This is a genomic window from Mycolicibacterium fluoranthenivorans (assembly GCF_011758805.1).
GTDB classification, from domain to species: Bacteria; Actinomycetota; Actinomycetes; order Mycobacteriales; family Mycobacteriaceae; genus Mycobacterium; species Mycobacterium fluoranthenivorans.
In genome coordinates, this window is sequence record NZ_JAANOW010000002.1 from 376,107 (window position 1) to 392,147 (window position 16,041).

14 protein-coding genes are annotated in these 16,041 nt (G+C 65.1%); 8 read left to right on the forward strand and 6 right to left on the reverse strand.

What is annotated here, in order from left to right:
• Nucleotides 1–33 precede the first annotated feature (33 nt).
• Nucleotides 34–2,952 (reverse strand): MMPL/RND family transporter, encoded by a 2,919-nt coding sequence (locus FHU31_RS19860; RefSeq protein ID WP_167161746.1) that lies wholly within the window; start codon nt 2,950–2,952, stop codon nt 34–36.
• Complete coding sequence (locus tag FHU31_RS19865) at nt 2,949–3,353, reverse strand: MmpS family transport accessory protein (RefSeq protein WP_263987780.1); 405 nt, start codon at nt 3,351–3,353, stop codon at nt 2,949–2,951. The genes FHU31_RS19860 and FHU31_RS19865 overlap by 4 nt, the downstream gene beginning before the upstream one ends.
• A gap of 216 nt (nt 3,354–3,569) precedes the next feature.
• Between FHU31_RS19865 and FHU31_RS19870 the strand changes: the two genes are divergently transcribed.
• The 5 genes from FHU31_RS19870 to FHU31_RS19890 all read left to right on the forward strand — a co-directional run bounded on the left by FHU31_RS19870 (nt 3,570) and on the right by FHU31_RS19890 (nt 8,070).
• The gene (locus tag FHU31_RS19870; RefSeq protein ID WP_167161750.1) at nt 3,570–3,824 is read left to right on the forward strand and encodes a metal-sensitive transcriptional regulator; all 255 of its coding nucleotides are present in this window, start codon (nt 3,570–3,572) and stop codon (nt 3,822–3,824) included.
• A 424-nt stretch (nt 3,825–4,248) separates the two neighbouring features.
• A complete protein-coding gene (locus FHU31_RS19875; protein WP_167161752.1) occupies nt 4,249–5,628 on the forward strand; it encodes an MBL fold metallo-hydrolase in 1,380 nt (459 codons plus the stop codon).
• 24 nt (nt 5,629–5,652) lie between these two features.
• On the forward strand, nt 5,653–6,855 hold the full coding sequence (locus FHU31_RS19880; protein WP_167161754.1) for an NAD(P)/FAD-dependent oxidoreductase: 1,203 nt from the start codon (nt 5,653–5,655) through the stop codon (nt 6,853–6,855).
• Nucleotides 6,856–6,889: 34 nt separating this feature from the next.
• A complete protein-coding gene (gene trxA, locus FHU31_RS19885) occupies nt 6,890–7,252 on the forward strand; it encodes a thioredoxin (RefSeq protein ID WP_167161756.1) in 363 nt (120 codons plus the stop codon).
• A 41-nt stretch (nt 7,253–7,293) separates the two neighbouring features.
• Nucleotides 7,294–8,070, forward strand: a complete 777-nt coding sequence (locus FHU31_RS19890; protein WP_167161758.1) for a sulfite exporter TauE/SafE family protein — start codon at nt 7,294–7,296, stop codon at nt 8,068–8,070.
• Between the two features lie 39 nt (nt 8,071–8,109).
• On the opposite strand, the gene iolD is transcribed toward FHU31_RS19890, so the two are convergent.
• The 4 genes from iolD to iolC are packed head-to-tail and all read right to left on the reverse strand — an operon-like array spanning nt 8,110 to nt 12,834.
• Nucleotides 8,110–10,059 (reverse strand): 3D-(3,5/4)-trihydroxycyclohexane-1,2-dione acylhydrolase (decyclizing), encoded by a 1,950-nt coding sequence (gene iolD / locus FHU31_RS19895; RefSeq protein ID WP_167161760.1) that lies wholly within the window; start codon nt 10,057–10,059, stop codon nt 8,110–8,112.
• A gap of 3 nt (nt 10,060–10,062) precedes the next feature.
• The gene (iolB, locus tag FHU31_RS19900) at nt 10,063–10,941 is read right to left on the reverse strand and encodes a 5-deoxy-glucuronate isomerase (protein WP_167161762.1); all 879 of its coding nucleotides are present in this window, start codon (nt 10,939–10,941) and stop codon (nt 10,063–10,065) included.
• Nucleotides 10,941–11,831 (reverse strand): Cgl0159 family (beta/alpha)8-fold protein, encoded by an 891-nt coding sequence (locus tag FHU31_RS19905; RefSeq protein ID WP_167161764.1) that lies wholly within the window; start codon nt 11,829–11,831, stop codon nt 10,941–10,943. Before FHU31_RS19905 ends, iolB begins: the two co-directional genes overlap by 1 nt.
• A complete protein-coding gene (gene iolC / locus FHU31_RS19910; RefSeq protein WP_167161766.1) occupies nt 11,824–12,834 on the reverse strand; it encodes a 5-dehydro-2-deoxygluconokinase in 1,011 nt (336 codons plus the stop codon). The genes FHU31_RS19905 and iolC overlap by 8 nt, the downstream gene beginning before the upstream one ends.
• Nucleotides 12,835–13,032: 198 nt before the next feature.
• Between iolC and FHU31_RS19915 the strand changes: the two genes are divergently transcribed.
• From FHU31_RS19915 to FHU31_RS19925, 3 genes are all read left to right on the forward strand, one after another.
• A complete protein-coding gene (locus tag FHU31_RS19915) occupies nt 13,033–13,773 on the forward strand; it encodes a GntR family transcriptional regulator (protein WP_167161768.1) in 741 nt (246 codons plus the stop codon).
• Between the two features lie 221 nt (nt 13,774–13,994).
• Nucleotides 13,995–14,981, forward strand: a complete 987-nt coding sequence (locus FHU31_RS19920) for a substrate-binding domain-containing protein (protein WP_167161770.1) — start codon at nt 13,995–13,997, stop codon at nt 14,979–14,981.
• Entirely contained in the window at nt 14,981–16,039 is a 1,059-nt protein-coding gene (locus FHU31_RS19925; protein WP_167161772.1) for an ABC transporter permease, read from the forward strand. Before FHU31_RS19920 ends, FHU31_RS19925 begins: the two co-directional genes overlap by 1 nt.
• The last annotated feature ends 2 nt before the right edge of the window (nt 16,040–16,041 follow it).

A 16,041-nucleotide genomic window follows, 5' to 3' on the forward strand; every position in this document is an offset into this window, starting at 1 on the left:
GACTGCGGGTTGGCGGCATGACCCGTTGGCGGGTCAGTTGGCCTCGGACGCAACAGCGTCGTCTCCAGTCGGTGCCGGCGCCGTCGTCGCGAGCTGGCCCGGCGGCCGGTATACCGGCCGCTGGCGGACGCGCAGCGGCCACCAGAACCACGGGCCGAGCAGGGCTGCGATGGATGGTGTCATCAGTGACCGCACGATCAGGGTGTCGAGCAACAGGCCGATACCGATGGTGGTACCGCCCTGGCCGACGTTGAGCAGGTCGCCGGACACCATCGAGCCCATGGTGAACGCGAACACCAGGCCGGCCGCGGTCACGACGCTGCCGGTGCTGCCCATGGACCGGATGATGCCGGTCTTGATGCCCGCGCCGATCTCCTCCTTGAACCGCGAGACGAGCAGCAGGTTGTAGTCGCTGCCGACGGCCATCAGGATGATCACGGCGAAGGCGAGCACGATCCAGTTCAGTTCGATGCCCACCACTCGTTCCCAGATCAGCACCGACAAGCCGAATGCCGCGCCGAGCGACAAGACGATGGTGCCGACGATCACCAGTGACGCCACGATGGCCCTGGTGATGACGATCATGACCAGGAAGATGAGCGTCAGCGCCGCGAACGCGGCGATCATGGTGTCGTACTTCGCGCCGGACTGGATGTCTCGGTAGGTCGCCGCGGTGCCGGTCAGCGTGATGTCCGCGGTGGCCAGGGCGGTGCCCTTGACGGCCTCGTGGGCCGCGACGAGTTCGTCGTCGACGGTCGAGATGCCCTGTTCGGTGGCCGGATCGACGTCATGGGTGATGATGAGCCGGGCGGCCTTGCCGTCGGGGGACAGGAACAGCTTCAGTCCCTTCTGGAAGTCGGGGTTGGCGAAGACTTCCGGAGGCAGGTAGAAGTAGTCGTCGCTCTTGGAGGCGTCGAAGGCCTGGCCCATGGCAGTGGCGGTGTCGGTCATCTGCTGCATCTGGTCGATGAGTCCGGCGAAGCTGCTGTGGATGGTCTGCAGGGTCTGCTGCATGGTGCTCGCCGTCGCGATGATCGGTGGGAACTGAGCGACCATCTGCGGTGTCAGAGCATCGATCTCGTCCATGCCGCCGGTCACATCGTGCATATCGGTGAGCAGCTTGGCCATGTTGTCGCTGAGCGTGGAGACGCCGTCGATGGCGTCGAAGGCCGACCGAACACCCCAGCATGCCGGGATGTTGAAACAGTTCGGTTCCCAGTAGAAGTAGTTGCGAACCGGCCGCACCGAATCATCGAAATCGGCCAGATGATCGCGCATCGTGTCGACCGACGTCTTGAGCGTGGCCGCGTCGTCGACCATGTGGTGTGTGCTGTCGACCGTACGGTGGGTGGCCTCGGAGAACTGGCGCACCACGTCGTACATCCGTGTCATGGACGTGACCATCGCGCCCAGGTCGCCGGACATCTTGTCGATGTCATCCACGCGCTGCTTGAGGAACTGCAGGTTCTGGGTGATCGGTACCGACTGCATGCTGACCTGGTAGGGGATGGAACTGTGCGCGATAGGCGAGCCCAGCGGCCGGGTGATGCTCTGCACCATGGCGATGCCACGGACTCGGAACAACGCCTTGGCAATTCTGTCGAGCACGATCATGTCGGTGGGATTGCGCATATCGTGATCGGAGTCGATCATCATGATGTCGGGGTTGAGTCGCGCTGCACTGAAGTGCTTTTCGGCCGCGGTGTACCCGACATTCGCCGGGACGTCGGCGGGGATGTAATAGCGATCGTTGTAGCTCGTCTTGTAGCCGATCATCGCGAGCAGACCCAGAACGGCGATCGAGGTCGCGACGGCGAGGATCGGTTTCGGCCAGCGGACCGTCGCGGTCCCGATCCGCCGCCAGCCCTTGGTCTTCATCTTGCGTTTCGGGTCGAACAAGCCGAACCGGCCGGCCACCACCAGAATCGCCGGCGCGACGGTGAGGGACGCCGCGACCACGACGACCAAGGCGATCGCCGAGGGGTAGGCCAGTGACTTGAAATAGGCCAGGCGCGTCAACCGCAGGCAGAGCATGGCGCCCGCGATGGTCAGCCCGGAGCCCAGGATGACGTGAGCGACACCGTGAAAGGCGCTGTAGTAGGCGGATTCCCGTTCTTGACCGTTCTGGCGAGCCTCCTGGTATCGACCGATGAGGAAGATCGCATAGTCGGTTCCCGCGGCGATCGCCAACGCCGTCAACAACGGAACCGAGAATGTCGAGAAGTCGATGATGCGGAAGTGGCCGAGCAGGGCGACCGCGCCACGCGCGGAACCCATCTCGATGCCGACAATGGCCAGGATGAGCAGGACCGTGCTGATCGACCGGTAGACCATCAGCAACATGACCGTGATGACTGCCATGGTGACCACGGTCATCTTGACCATGCTCTTGTCACCGGTCTCCAGCGAGTCGGTGGTCAGTGGTGCCGGGCCGGTGACGTAGGCGTGCAGGCCGGGTGGCGCAGGGGTGTGGTCGACGATGTCGCGCACCGCTTCCACCGATTGGTTGCCCAGTGTGCTGCCCTGGTCGCCGGCGAGGTTGAGCTGGACGTAGGCCGCCTTGCCGTCGCTGCTCTGTACCCCGGCCGCGGTGATCAGATCACCCCAGAAATTCTGGACGTGCTCGACGTGGCGGGTGTCCTGTTCGAATTTGCCGATCAACGAGTCGTAGTACTGGTGTGCACTATCGCCCAACGGTTGGTCGCCGGTGAGCACGACCATTGCGATGCTGTCAGAGCTGGACTCTTGGAATTTCTTCCCCATCTTCTTGGCCGCGATGACCGAGGGCGCGTCCTGGGGTGACATGGATACCGCGTTGTGTTTGCTCACCGATTCGACCTGCGGGAGAAGCAGATTCAATGCCGCGGTGATGGCAACCCAGATCAGGATGATGGGCACGGCGCCCACCCGGATCATCCGGGGGACGAATGTGTGCGTGGAGTTGTCGCTCATGCGGCTTTGTCCAGACAGAATGCCTGGGCGTCGCGGCCCTGCGCGTGCTGCTCGACGACCACCTTGTCGTTGACCAGGATGCGGCAGCCGAGGGACCCGCTGTCGCCCTGGGCCACCACATTGGCCAAGACCCCGGGATCGGTGGTGCTGACGCTCACCGACCACGGCAATGCGCTGAAGGTCGCCTCCCTGGTCGTGCCCGTGGCGTCCAGATAGCTCACCTGGCCGGTTGTCGTCGCGGGCCCGACGACCTCATAGGTCACGCGTTTGGTGTTGAAGGGCACGATGGCGTCCACGCGCTCCGATCCGGCCACAAAGGGTAGGTCTGAGTCGAAGAACGTCCGCAATCGGCCGACCACCGTCGCCGCTGCCAGCAGGGTCACCGCGACCAGCGCGACCACCCAAAATCGTTGTAAGAAGCCGAATAACGACGGCAGTTTCATTCCTCGTATCCCTATCTCAGACGTGTTGAGGTGCTGTGCCCGCGAGGGGGGAGACCCCGTCTGGACGATACCCTATGGGGTATATGCAATGAGTGGAGCGTACCTCAGGATACAGATAAAATACCATAGGGGGTATGGTATGCTGAGGGCATGAGTACAACGAATGAGGCGGATATGACCGCCGTACTGAACCGTTTGCGCCGTGTGCAAGGGCAACTCGGCGGGGTTATCTCCATGATCGAGCAGGGGCGAAGCTGCAAGGATGTCGTCACCCAGCTTGCTGCCGCATCGCGCGCGTTGGACCGGGCCGGCTTCACGATCATCGCGTCCGGTCTGCGCAGTTGCATCGATTCGGCCAATGAGACTGGCGGCGAAGCGGATGCACTCACCATCGAGGAGCTGGAGAAGCTCTTCTTGAGCCTGGCCTGAGTCGGGCCGTCGAAGAAAGGGATCTGTGATGTGTCGCGCAGTTAAATGCCGCGTATGCGGGAAAACCACCTGGGCTGGGTGTGGGATGCACGTCGATTCCGTGCGCAGTGGCGTACCCGCGGCGCAGTGGTGCTCGGGTCATGCTTCCGGCGAGGCCGCTGCGCCGACCCGGCGGAGCTGGTTCGGCGGGCGCAAGGCTCGGCAGGACAAGTGAGGCGCTTTCGCGGCGCTCCGGTGGCGAGTCGCCGCGGTTCAGGTGACCAAAGCCTCTAGTTGGCCTATACCGGAGGGGGTATTGTTCGTACATGAGCAATACCCCCTCTCGTATATTCCGGAGAGGGGAATACATACCCCAGGGGGTATGTTCCACTCCATGGAGGCCTAGTCCGAATGGCGTCCCCAATCGAAGAGAAAGAAGACGGCGATGATCCTGCAGCAGTACTACCTGGACTGCCTTTCCCACGCGTCATACCTGATCGGCGACGAAACCACCGGCCGCGCAGTCGTTGTGGACCCACAGCGCGATGTGGCCGAGTATGTGGCCGACGCGAAGGAACAGGGCCTGACCATCGAACTGGTCATCGAGACGCACTTCCACGCTGACTTCTTGTCCGGTCACCTGGAACTGGCGAAGGCCACCGGCGCGAAGATCGTCTACTCTTCGGTCGCGCAGACCGAATTCGAGTCCATGGGCGTCGATGACGGCCAGCGGTACTCCCTCGGCGACGTGACGCTCGAGTTCCGCCACACGCCCGGACACACCCCGGAGTCGATGAGCGTGGTCGTCTACGAGCATGCCGCCGACGAGATTCCGTACGGGGTGATGACCGGCGACACCTTGTTCATCGGCGACGTCGGCCGTCCAGACCTGTTGGCCTCCATCGGCTTCACCCGCGAGGAGTTGGCCGACAAGCTCTATGACTCGCTGCACGACAAGCTGATGACGCTGCCCGACGCGACGCGGGTCTACCCCGCTCACGGCGCGGGCTCGGCGTGCGGAAAGAACCTCTCGACCGATCTGTGGTCGACGATCGGCGACCAGAAAGCGACGAACTACGCGCTGCGGGCCGCCGACAAGGCCACCTTCATGAAACTTGTCACCGAGGGGCAGCCGCCCGCTCCCGGCTACTTCGTCTACGACGCAATCCTCAACCGCAAGGACCGCGGCTTGCTGGACGAGACCAAGATGCCGGCGGCGATGACCTATGACCAGGTCCGCGCCGCGATCGAAGGTGGTGCCGTCCTGGTTGACGGGCGCAATCCCGAAGAGTTCGCCTTGGGCCACCTGCGCGACGCGATCAACATCGGTCTCGAAGGCCGCTACGCGGAGTTCGCCGGCTCGGTGCTGAAGTCCGACGTCGACATCGTGCTGTTCACCGAGCCCGGACAGGAACTCGAAGGTAAGAACCGGCTGGCCCGTATCGGGTTCGACCGGGTGATCGGCTACCTGGCAGACCCCTATCAGGCGATGCTCGACCACCGGGACGACGTTCAGATGGCGTCGCGGTTGACGGCGAAGGCGTTCGACGAGCGGGCCGCGCGGATGGCAGACCTGCAGATCGTCGACGTCCGCAACCCGGGCGAGGTCGAAGCAGGTGCCATCCCGCACGCGATCCCGATCCCGGTCGGTCAGCTGCCCGCCCGGCTCGGTGAGCTCGATGCCGCCAAACCGACGGTCGTGTACTGCGCCGGCGGCTACCGGTCCTCGGTCGCTGCGAGCCTGTTGCGGCAGAACGGCTTCGCCGACGTCAGCGACATCCTGGGCGGTTACGGCGCCTGGGACGAAGCCCACCAGAGCGTCTGACGACGCACCAGGAGAAGAATCATCATGAACAACAAGGCCAAGCACCAGATCCTGATCGTCGGCGGCGGAACCGCCGGTATCACCGTCGCGGCTCGGATGCTCCGCAAGGGCTACACCGATGTCGCGGTCATCGAGCCGTCGAGCAAGCACTACTACCAGCCGTTGTGGACACTGGTCGGTGGTGGGCAGGCGAAGGCCGCGACGACCGAACGCGAGGAATCCTCGGTGATGCCCAAGGGGGCGACGTGGATCAAGAACGCCGCCAGCGCATTTGATCCCGACAACAACACCGTCACCTGTATCGACGGCACGAGCTATGAATACGACGTCCTCGTGGTCTGTCCGGGCATCCAGCTCGACTGGAACCGCACGGAAGGTCTTGAGGGCACTTTGGGCCGGGACGGGGTCTCGTCGAACTACCGGTTCGACCTGGCGCCGAGGACCTGGGATTTCATCCGCAACCTGAGGTCGGGCACTGCGGTGTTCACCGTTCCGTCCGGTGCCATCAAGTGCGCCGGAGCTCCGCAGAAGATCGCCTACCTGGCGTCGGACTACTGGCGGTCCCAAGGTGTGCTCAAAGACATCGATGTCCACCTGGTCATGCCGGGCGCGCGACCGTTCGGGATCCCGGCCATCGCGGACAGCCTGGACAAGGTGATCGCCGAGTACGGGATCACGTTGCACACCAACTCCGAAGTGACATCCGTCGACGCGGCGTCACGCAAGGTCGGCATCACCAGCGTCGCCCCCGGCGGCACCGACGCCATGCTGCCCTACGACGTGTTGCATGCCGTGCCGAGACAGTCCGCACCGGACTGGATCAAGACGAGTCCGCTGTCCACCGGCGACGCCATGGGTTACGTCGACATCGACAAGCACACCATGCAGCACGTGCGGTATCCCAACGTGTTCAGTCTGGGTGACGCCGGTTCGTCGCCGAACTCCAAGACCGGCGCCGCCATTCGCAAGCAGGCCCCCGTGGTCGTCGAGAACATCGACGCGTTCTTGAAGGACCAGCCATTGCGTGCGTCGTACGACGGCTACTCGTCGTGCCCGATCATCACGTCCTCGCACGCGATGCTGCTCGCCGAGTTCGACTACGACCTGAAGCTGGAACCGACGTTCCCGCTGCTCAACCCGACGACACCGCACCGGGCGTATTGGTACCTGAAGAAGTATGGACTTCCGTTCATGTACTGGAATCTCATGCTCAAGGGCCTGGCTTGACAATTCGATTGCGACACAACGAAAGGACATGGATATGACCATCAAGAACCTGACCGCCGCCGACTTCCAGGCGACGATCGCGGAGAACTCGATCGTGCTCGTCGACTTCTGGGCGTCATGGTGCGGTCCGTGTCGCGCATTCGCCCCGGTCTTCGATCGCTCGGCGCAGTCGCATCCCGATGTGCTGCACGCCAAAGTGGACACGGAAGCGCAGCAGCAGCTTGCGGCGGCGCTGGAAATCCAGGCGATCCCGACGATCATGGCGTTTCGCGACGGGATACTGGTCTACCGTCAGCCCGGCGCGATGCCGGCTGCCGCCCTGGAGGATCTCATCACCAGAGTCAAGGCGCTGGACATGGCCGATGTCCGCGCCAAGGCCGCGGCGGCCAGACCGTGACCGAGATGTCTGCGCGCCCAGTCGCGGCGGTGTGAGACACGATGAACATTGCTCTCGCCCTGGCCCTCGGCGCCGTCATCGGTGTGCTACTGGGGCTTCTGGGGGGAGGCGGATCGATCCTGGCGGTACCGGCCCTGGTCTACGTGCTGGGCCTGGGCATCGAACAGGCGATTCCGATGTCGCTGTTGGTGGTCGGCACGGCTTCGGCGGTGGGAGCGCTGCCGAAGATCCGTGCCGGGCACATCCAATGGCGGCTGGCGGCAGTCTTTGCGGTGGCCGGCATCCCGGCCACCTTCGTCGGCAGCGCCATCGGCAGACATCTGCCGCAGTCGGCACTTCTCGTCGGCTTTGCCATCGTGATGGTGCTGGCGGGCATTCGCATGCTGCAAGACAACGGCAGCACCGGTACCGCCTGCACCGTCGGCGACTCGGGTATCAACTGGCGCCGGTGCGCACCGAGATCCATTCCGGCGGGCTTCCTCGTCGGCCTGCTCACCGGTCTGTTCGGCGTCGGTGGTGGTTTCCTGATCATCCCTGCGCTGGTGTTGATGCTGGGAGTCGAGATGCCCATCGCCATCGGCACCTCGCTGGTGATCATCGTGGCGAACTCGATGGCAGGGATCGTCTCCCACATCACGGGCACCCATATCGACTGGGCGATCACCGCGGCGTTCGTCGGCACCGCGATCATCGGCTCCTTGGTCGCCGGTCACTTCGGTACGCGACTCGACACCCGCCGACTGCAGCACTGGTTCGCCTATCTGGTGTTCGCGGTCGCCGCCTACGTTCTCATCGACACGGCCATCGTCAGCTGGTGACCGTATCGCTGCGCGGCTCAGTGCCCGGATACGCCGACGTCAGCGGTCGGAGGGCGTGATCAGCGGGCGCTGCACCCGCTTCCACTCGGCGTAGCGCTGGTAGGCCTCCTGTGTCGAGGCCAAACGTGATTCCTGGCTGACCGGGACGTCCCACCACGAGTGGCTGTCCGGGGCGTAGATCCGCGGATCGGTCTCCACGTAGATCACCGTGATCCGGTCGGCCGCCTTGGCCACCTTGACCGCATCGGCGAACTCCGCCGCCGTACCGGCCTTGATGACGTCGGCGCCCAGGCTGGCCGCGTTGGCCGCCAGGTCCACGGGCAGTACGGCGCCGTCCAGGCGGCCGTCCTCGCTGCGGTACCGGTAGGCGGTGCCGAAGCGCTGTGAGCCCACCGACTCGGAAAGCCCACCGATGGAGGCGAATCCGTGGTTCTGGACCAGAACCGGGATCACCTTGACCCCCTCCTGCACGGCGGTGACGATCTCGGTCGCCATCATCAGGTAGGACCCGTCGCCGACCATGACGAACACGTCACGGTCCGCGTCGGCCATCCGCACACCGATACCGCCGGCGATCTCGTAACCCATACAGGAGAACCCGTACTCGACGTGGTAGCCCTTGCGGTCCCGCATCCGCCACAGCTTGTGCAGGTCACCCGGCATCGAGCCGGCGGCGCACACCACCACGTCGTGTGGCTCGGACAGCGTGTTCACCAGGCCGATCACCTGGTTCTGGTTCAACGCGACGCCGTCTTCGCATCCGTATGCCGCGGATACGGTGTCATTCCACTCGGCCACCAGCTCGGCAGTGCGGGTTCGGTATTCGTCGCTGACGGAGTGGCCCTCCAGCGCCAGGACCAACGCGTCGATGGCCTCACGCGCATCGGCGACCACGCTCAGGCCACCCTGCTTGACCGAGTCCAGGGACGCCACGTTGACATTCACGAACCGCACATCCGGGTTGTTGAACGCGGTGCGCGATGCCGAGGTGAAATCGCTGTAGCGGGTACCGATACCGATCACCACATCGGCCTCCGCGGCCAGCGCGTTGGCGGCGGTGGTGCCGGTCGAGCCGATGGCACCCACCGACTGCGGATGGTCGTGCAGCAGCGATCCCTTACCGGCCTGGCTCTCGCCGACCGGGATACCGGTGCCGGCGGCCAGCGCGGCCAAGGCGTCTTCGGCGCCGGAGTAGTGCACACCGCCACCCGCGATGATCAGCGGCTTGGTGGCGGAGCGGATGATCTCGGCCGCCCGGGTCAGCACCGAACGCTCCGGTAGCGGCCGGGCCACATGCCAGGTGCGTTCGGCGAACAACGATTCCGGCCAGTCATGGGCCTCGGCCTGCACGTCCTGCGGGATGGCGACGGTCGCGGCGCCCGTCTCGACCGGGTCGGTCAGTACCCGCATGGCGCCGAGCAGCGCCGCCGGCAGTTGCTCGGGCCGCCACACCCGGTCGAAGTACCGGGACAGCGGTTTGAAGGCGTCGTTGACGGTGATATCGCCGGAGCCCGGCAGTTCCAACTCCTGGAGTACGGGGGAGCTGACCCTGGTGGCGAAGGTATCGGCGGGCAGCAGCAGCACCGGCAGCCGGTTGATGGTGGCCAGGGCGGCTCCGGTCAGCATGTTCGTCGAACCGGGCCCGACGCTGGCGGTCACCGCCCACGCCTGCAGCCGGTCCTTCTGCCGCGCATACGCGACGGCGCTGTGCACCATGGCCTGCTCGTTGCGCCCCAATACGTATTTCAGGCCCGGCTGCAGGCCCGCCTCCCGCGATTCGAGCTCGTCCTGCAAGAGGGCCTGACCCAGGCCGGCGACGTTGCCGTGGCCGAAGATACCGAAACAGCCCGCGAAGAACTTCGTCCGCTCGCCGTCGCGTTCGACGTACTGGTTGGCCAGGAAGCGAACCGTGGCCTGCGCCACCGTGAGTCGTACCGTGCCTTCGGTATCGGCGTACTTGGCGGCGGACTTGGGTGCGGTGGAAACCATCGGTCAGGCTCCTCGAGAGGCGGTAGAGGTACGGAACGGAAGGCGCGGATCGATGGCCTGATCGTCCCAAGTGCCGCGCAGCCAGGTGTGGTTCGGGTCGTCACAGATGAGCCAGGCCCGGTCGGGACCGGAACCGGCCATCACGTTCAGGTAGTACATGTGGTGGCCGGGCGCAGCAATGGACGGTCCGTGGTAGCCGTGCGGCACCAGGACGACGTCACCACTGCGCACTTCTTCGAGTACCTCGATGGGTCGCTGCGGGGTGCCGTACACCCGGTGGTAGCCGAATCCCGGTGTGCCTGCCGGGCTGTCGTCGATCTCGAAGTAGTAGATCTCTTCCAGCTGGGTCTCCACCGCGGAGTTCTCGTCATGCTTGTGCGCGGGGTAGCTCGACCAGTTGCCGCCGGGCGTGATGACCTCGCACGCGATCAGGGAGTCGGCCTCGAAAGCGGTGGCGGTGCCGAAATTGTGCACCTGGCGGCTGCAGTTGCCCGCCCCGCGCAGTTCGACCGACACGTCGGCTGCGGCGACGCGCCGGTTCGGGAATGACCGCGTGGCGCGCGCTCCGCAGATGGCGATCCGGCCGGTACCGGTGATCGTGTAGTCCTGGGCGATACCGACGTACACCATGTCGGCCGGCCCGTCGAACACCGATCCGCGCGGTGCCAACTCGAATGTCTCGCCTCTCGATCGCACGGACCCGCCGCCGGACAGCGGCAGGATCATCACCTCGGTGTCGCCGGTGTTCAGCGCCACCGAGCCACCGTGACCGAGGTCGACGACATGCAAGGACGACTCGGCCCAGCCGGCATCCTCAGGGGTGATCGCGACGGTGAAGGGTGCGGGCGCGCTGTTGGCCGGAATGTACAACTCGGAATTCATCAGCGCACCAACTTCACGGCCGTGCCGACCGCCGCGGCGACATCGTCATCGGCGGGATAGAGCAGGGTGCGTCCGACGATCAGGCCGCGCACCGCAGGAAGCGTGAGTGCCTTCTCCCAGGAGGCGAACGCTTCGTCGGGGTCGGTGGGGTCGCCGCCGAGCAGCAGCGTGGGCATGGTCGTCGATTCCATGACCCGGTCCATCTCGTCTACGACGGGCAGCTTCATCCAGGTGTAGGCCGAGGTGGAGCCAAGGCCTTGACTGATGTGTACGGACTTGATCACGGCGTCCGGGGACAGATCGTTGCGGACCTTGCCGTCGACCCGCGACGACATGAACGGCTCCAGCATGGCGATCAAGCCGTGGGCGGCCAGCTCATCGACGGCCTGGGCGCACGACGCCAGGGTGGCGACGGTGCCGGGATCGTCGAGATCGATGCGGCACAGCATCTTTCCGCCGTTCATGTTTGCCGCCGCGGTGGAGGCGGCGGTGGCGCCGGTCATCCGGTCATCGAGCTCGAACGACGATCCGGCCAGCCCGCCGCGGTTGAACGAGGAGAACACCACCTTGTCCTCCAGGGCGCCCAGCAACAGCAGGTCGTCGAGGATGTCGGAGGTGGCCAGCACGCCGTCCACACCGGGATCGGCGAGCGCGGTGCGCAATCGGTCCAGCAGGTCGATGCGGTTGTTCATCGCGGTCGGGCGCGTTCCGACGGACAGGGCACCACGGGCCGGGTGGTCGGCGGCGACGATCATCAGCCGGCCGTCGCCACGGACGGTGGGGCGGGTGGTGCGCTGTTGCCACGCTGTGGCGACGGCACCCGGGTCGGCCGCGCGCAGCTCGGTGACGGCCGCGTAGTCGCGGCACAGTCCAGTGCCAAGGCTAGACATTGACGGCCTCCACGGCGGTCTTCTCGGCGAGGTCGGACACCTCGGCGGCGGTGGGCATCGCGGTGGAGCATTCCAGCCGCGAGGCGACGATGGCACCGGCGGCGTTGGCGTAGCGCAGCGTCTTCTCCAGCTGCCAACCGTGCAGCAGGCCATGAATCAGGCTGCCGCCGAACGCATCTCCAGCGCCGAGACCGTTGACCACATCAACGTCGTTGGGCGGGACGGTGACCGAACTGTGCCGGGTCTTGCCCAGAACCCCACGCGGCCCCTGCTTCACGATGGCCAGTTCCACCCCGAGGTCCAGCAACGCGTCGGCGGCCTTGTGCGGGTTGGTCTCGCCGACGGCGATCTCGCACTCCTCCCGGTTGCCGACCGCGACGGTGACGTGCTGCAGGGCCCGCTGAACCTGCTCGGCGGCGGCCGCGGGGCCGGCCCAGAACATCGGCCGGTAGTCGAGATCGAGCACAGTCAGAGGTTGACGGCCGTGCTTGTTCCCCGTCGCTTCGCTTGCCCCTGAACGCGCCTCCCAGGCCGCGAAGTGGGCACTGCGGCTGGGCTCTTCGGACAGTCCGGTGACGGTCGACCAGTACAGCCGGGCCGAGCGGATGGCCTCTAGGTCGAGCTCGGCGGGGTCGATCTGCAGATCCGGTGCCGAGGGCTTGCGGTAGAAGTACAGCGGGAAGTCGTCGGGCGGGTAGATCTCACAGAACGTGACGGGGGTGGGGTATTCGCCGTGGGTGGCCACGAAGCGGTTGTCGACGCCGAGACGGTCGAGTTCCCTGCGGACATAGCGGCCGAACGGATCGTCGCCGACGCCCGAGATCAGCGCGGTGCGGTTACCCAGTCGGGCCGCGGCGACCGCGACATTGGCGGCGCTGCCGCCCAGGAACTTGCCGAACGAGGTGACATCCTCGAGTCCCAGTCCGACCTGCAGTGGGTAGATGTCGACGCCGCTGCGCCCGATGGCGATGGCGTCGAAGGCCTGGTTGACGGTAGCGGTCACGGCTGACTCCCGAATGCGATGTGCGTATGTACTTCCGGTGGCGCGAGTGCGCCCCGGTGCTGGTATCGACTGTGCGCTGCGGGACTACGTCATGTCAAGACTTTGTCCGGACATTCTTACTTGAGGTCATTTGCAGGTAGGATTCAGCAAACCAGCTTCCTGCCGCACCGGTGTGGAACCGACGAGATCGGAGCGCGAGTGACAACCCCGACGTTGACGGTCGAACTCGATCGTTCGAGTCCGATACCCCTGTATTTCCAGGTGGCGCAGGTTTTCGAGAAGGCCATCATCGACGGCGAGCTCAAGCCGGGGGACCGTTTCGAGAACGAGCTGGCGCTGGCCAGCCGCCTCAGCCTGTCCCGGCCCACGACGCGGCGCGCCATCCAGGAACTCGTCGACAAGGGTCTGTTGGTGCGCAAGCGCGGCGTCGGAACCCAGGTGGTGCAGACACCCGTGCATCGTCCGGTGGAACTCACCAGTCTGTTCGACGATCTCGCCCGGGCGGGCCAGGAGCCGGCCACCAAAGTGCTTGACTACGTGACCGGTCCGGCGTCCGCGGACATCGCCGCTCACCTCAACCTTGAGCCGGGCGCGGAGGTGGTGATGATGCGCCGGCTGCGGACCTCGGGTGGGCAACCGCTGGCGCTGATGACCAATCACCTGCCCTCGCCGATTGCCCCGGATCGCGAGGAGCTGGAACGGTTCGGCCTCTACCAGGCCCTGCGCTCACGCGGTGTGCACATCCGGTTGGCCAGGCAGCGCATCGGCGCGAAGGCTGCCGACCGGGACGAGGCGCGCCTGCTCGACGAGAGGCCCAAAGCTCCGCTGTTGGTCATGGAGCGCACCGCTTTCGACGATTCCGGTCGAATCGTCGAATACGGCAGCCATGCCTACCGGGCGTCCCGATATTACTTCGACACCACCCTGGTCGACCGTTAGCCGTTATTTCCCAACGTATTTCGCAAACCCGCGCGCAGGCACTCCGCCGCCGCCGCGGGTTTGCTGCTGTTTGTCCGACCTTTGATATGCAGTCCTAATGTCAGAACAAAGTCTTGACTTTCGGGTGTGAGCGGTATTACATCAACTACGAGGCCGTGTCGGTCGCCACTGTGGTCCAGGGCGTGCGAGCGCCGCGGTGATGTCGATAGCAAGGAGAAACAATGAGGTTCAGTCGGCTGATGGCAGTGGCCGGGGCGGGGGTACTCGTCCTGGGTGCCAGCGCGTGTTCCAGCACCGGTGGGAAACCTGACAGCAGCGGCGGTGGCATGGGTGCAGGAACGGCCGATACCGCGCGAGCGACCATTGCCATGATCACTCACGAAGTTCCCGGCGACTCGTTCTGGGATCTGGTGCGCAAGGGCGCCGAGACCGCCGCCAAGAAGGACAACATCGAGCTGCGGTACTCCAACGACCCGGAGGCCCCGAACCAGGCAAACTTGGTGCAGACCGCCGTCGACAGCGGTGTGAAGGGCATCGCGGTGACGCTGGCCAAGCCCGACGCCATGAAGGCCGCCATCGAGGCCGCGACCGCCAAGGGCATCCCGGTGGTGGCGTTCAACGCCGGTGCCGATGCCTGGCAGTCGATGGGGGTCAAGGAGTTCTTCGGCCAGGACGAGTACATCGCCGGCCAGGGCGCGGGTAAGCGCCTGGCGGCCGACGGTGCCACGAAGGCCATCTGCGTCATCCAGGAGCAGGGCCACGTGGGGCTCGAATCACGTTGCGCGGGTGTGAAGAACGCCTTCCCCGCCACCGAGGTGCTGAACGTCAACGGCAAGGACATGCCGTCCGTCGAATCGACCATCACCGCCAAGCTTCAGCAGGACCCCGGCGTCGACTACGTCGTCACGCTGGGTGCGCCGTTCGCGATGACCGCCGTGCAGTCGGTGAAGAATGCGGCGAGCAAGGCGAAGGTCGGCACCTTCGACACCAATGCCGCACTCGTGGACGCGATCAAGGCCGGCGACGTGCAGTGGGCGGTCGACCAGCAGCCCTTCTTGCAGGGTTATCTCGCCGTCGACTCGCTGTGGCTTTACATCAACAACGGCAACGTGCTCGGTGGCGGCCAGCCGACGCTGACGGGCCCGTCGTTCATCGACAAGTCGAATATCGATGCGGTGGCGGAGTATGCGAAAGCGGGGACTCGCTAGTGACCACCCAGGCCGATCTCAATCTCGACACCCACACCGTCGTCCGCGACGAGCGTGTCAAAGAGCAGAACCGGTTGCAGCGCTTGCTGATCCGTCCCGAGATGGGGGCGTTCGTCGGTGCGGTCGGCATCTTCATCCTGTTCCTCATCGTGGCCCCGCCCTTCCGCACCCCGGAAGCCCTGGCCACGGTTCTGTACGCCAGCTCGACCATCGGGATCATGGCCGTCGGCGTCGGCGTGCTGATGATCGGCGGTGAGTTCGACCTCTCCTCGGGCGTGGCCGTCACCACCTCGTCCCTGGCGGCGTCGATGCTGTCCTACAACCTGCACCTCAACCTGTGGGTGGGTGCGGCGCTGTCGCTGGTGATCGCGCTCGCGGTCGGCTTCTTCAACGGCTACATGGTGATGAAAACCAAGATCCCGTCCTTCCTGATCACGCTGAGTTCGTTCTTCATGCTCACCGGCGTCAACCTGGCCGTGACGAAACTGCTGTCCGGCCAGGTCGCGACTCACAGCGTGTCGGACATGCAGGGCTTCGATTCCGGCAAGGCCGTCTTCGCGTCGTCATTCGACATCTTCGGGGTGTCGGTGCGCGTCACCGTGTTCTGGTGGATCCTGTTCGTGGCCATCGCCACCTACGTGCTGTTCCGCACCCGGATCGGCAACTGGATTTTCGCCGTCGGCGGCAACCAGGACAGCGCCCGCGCGGTCGGTGTGCCGGTGACCAAGGTCAAGATCGGTCTGTTCATGGTCGTCAGCTTGTGCGCCTGGTTCGTCGGCATGCACCTGCTGTTCGCGTTCAACACCGTGCAGTCCGGCCAGGGCATCGGAAACGAGTTCTTCTACATCATCGCGGCGGTGGTCGGTGGCTGTCTGCTCACCGGCGGCTACGGCACCGCGATCGGCACTCTGATCGGTGCGTTCATCTTCGGCATGACCAACCAGGGCATCGTCTACGCGGGCTGGAATCCGGACTGGTTCAAGTTCTTCCTGGGCGCCATGTTGCTGTTCGCGGTGATCGCCAACAACGTCGTCCGCAATTACGCAGCGAAGAGGTAGAT

What these genes read in the sequence shown, in the direction of transcription:
- FHU31_RS19860 (WP_167161746.1), bottom strand. Translation starts at nt 2,952, where the DNA reads ATGAGCGACAACTCCACGCACACATTCGTCCCCCGGATGATCCGGGTG.
- FHU31_RS19870 (WP_167161750.1), top strand. Translation starts at nt 3,570, where the DNA reads ATGACCGCCGTACTGAACCGTTTGCGCCGTGTGCAAGGGCAACTCGGC.
- FHU31_RS19875 (WP_167161752.1), top strand. Translation starts at nt 4,249, where the DNA reads ATGATCCTGCAGCAGTACTACCTGGACTGCCTTTCCCACGCGTCATAC.
- FHU31_RS19880 (WP_167161754.1), top strand. Translation starts at nt 5,653, where the DNA reads ATGAACAACAAGGCCAAGCACCAGATCCTGATCGTCGGCGGCGGAACC.
- trxA (WP_167161756.1), top strand. Translation starts at nt 6,890, where the DNA reads ATGACCATCAAGAACCTGACCGCCGCCGACTTCCAGGCGACGATCGCG.
- FHU31_RS19890 (WP_167161758.1), top strand. Translation starts at nt 7,294, where the DNA reads ATGAACATTGCTCTCGCCCTGGCCCTCGGCGCCGTCATCGGTGTGCTA.
- iolD (WP_167161760.1), bottom strand. Translation starts at nt 10,059, where the DNA reads ATGGTTTCCACCGCACCCAAGTCCGCCGCCAAGTACGCCGATACCGAA.
- iolB (WP_167161762.1), bottom strand. Translation starts at nt 10,941, where the DNA reads ATGAATTCCGAGTTGTACATTCCGGCCAACAGCGCGCCCGCACCCTTC.
- FHU31_RS19905 (WP_167161764.1), bottom strand. Translation starts at nt 11,831, where the DNA reads ATGTCTAGCCTTGGCACTGGACTGTGCCGCGACTACGCGGCCGTCACC.
- FHU31_RS19920 (WP_167161770.1), top strand. Translation starts at nt 13,995, where the DNA reads ATGAGGTTCAGTCGGCTGATGGCAGTGGCCGGGGCGGGGGTACTCGTC.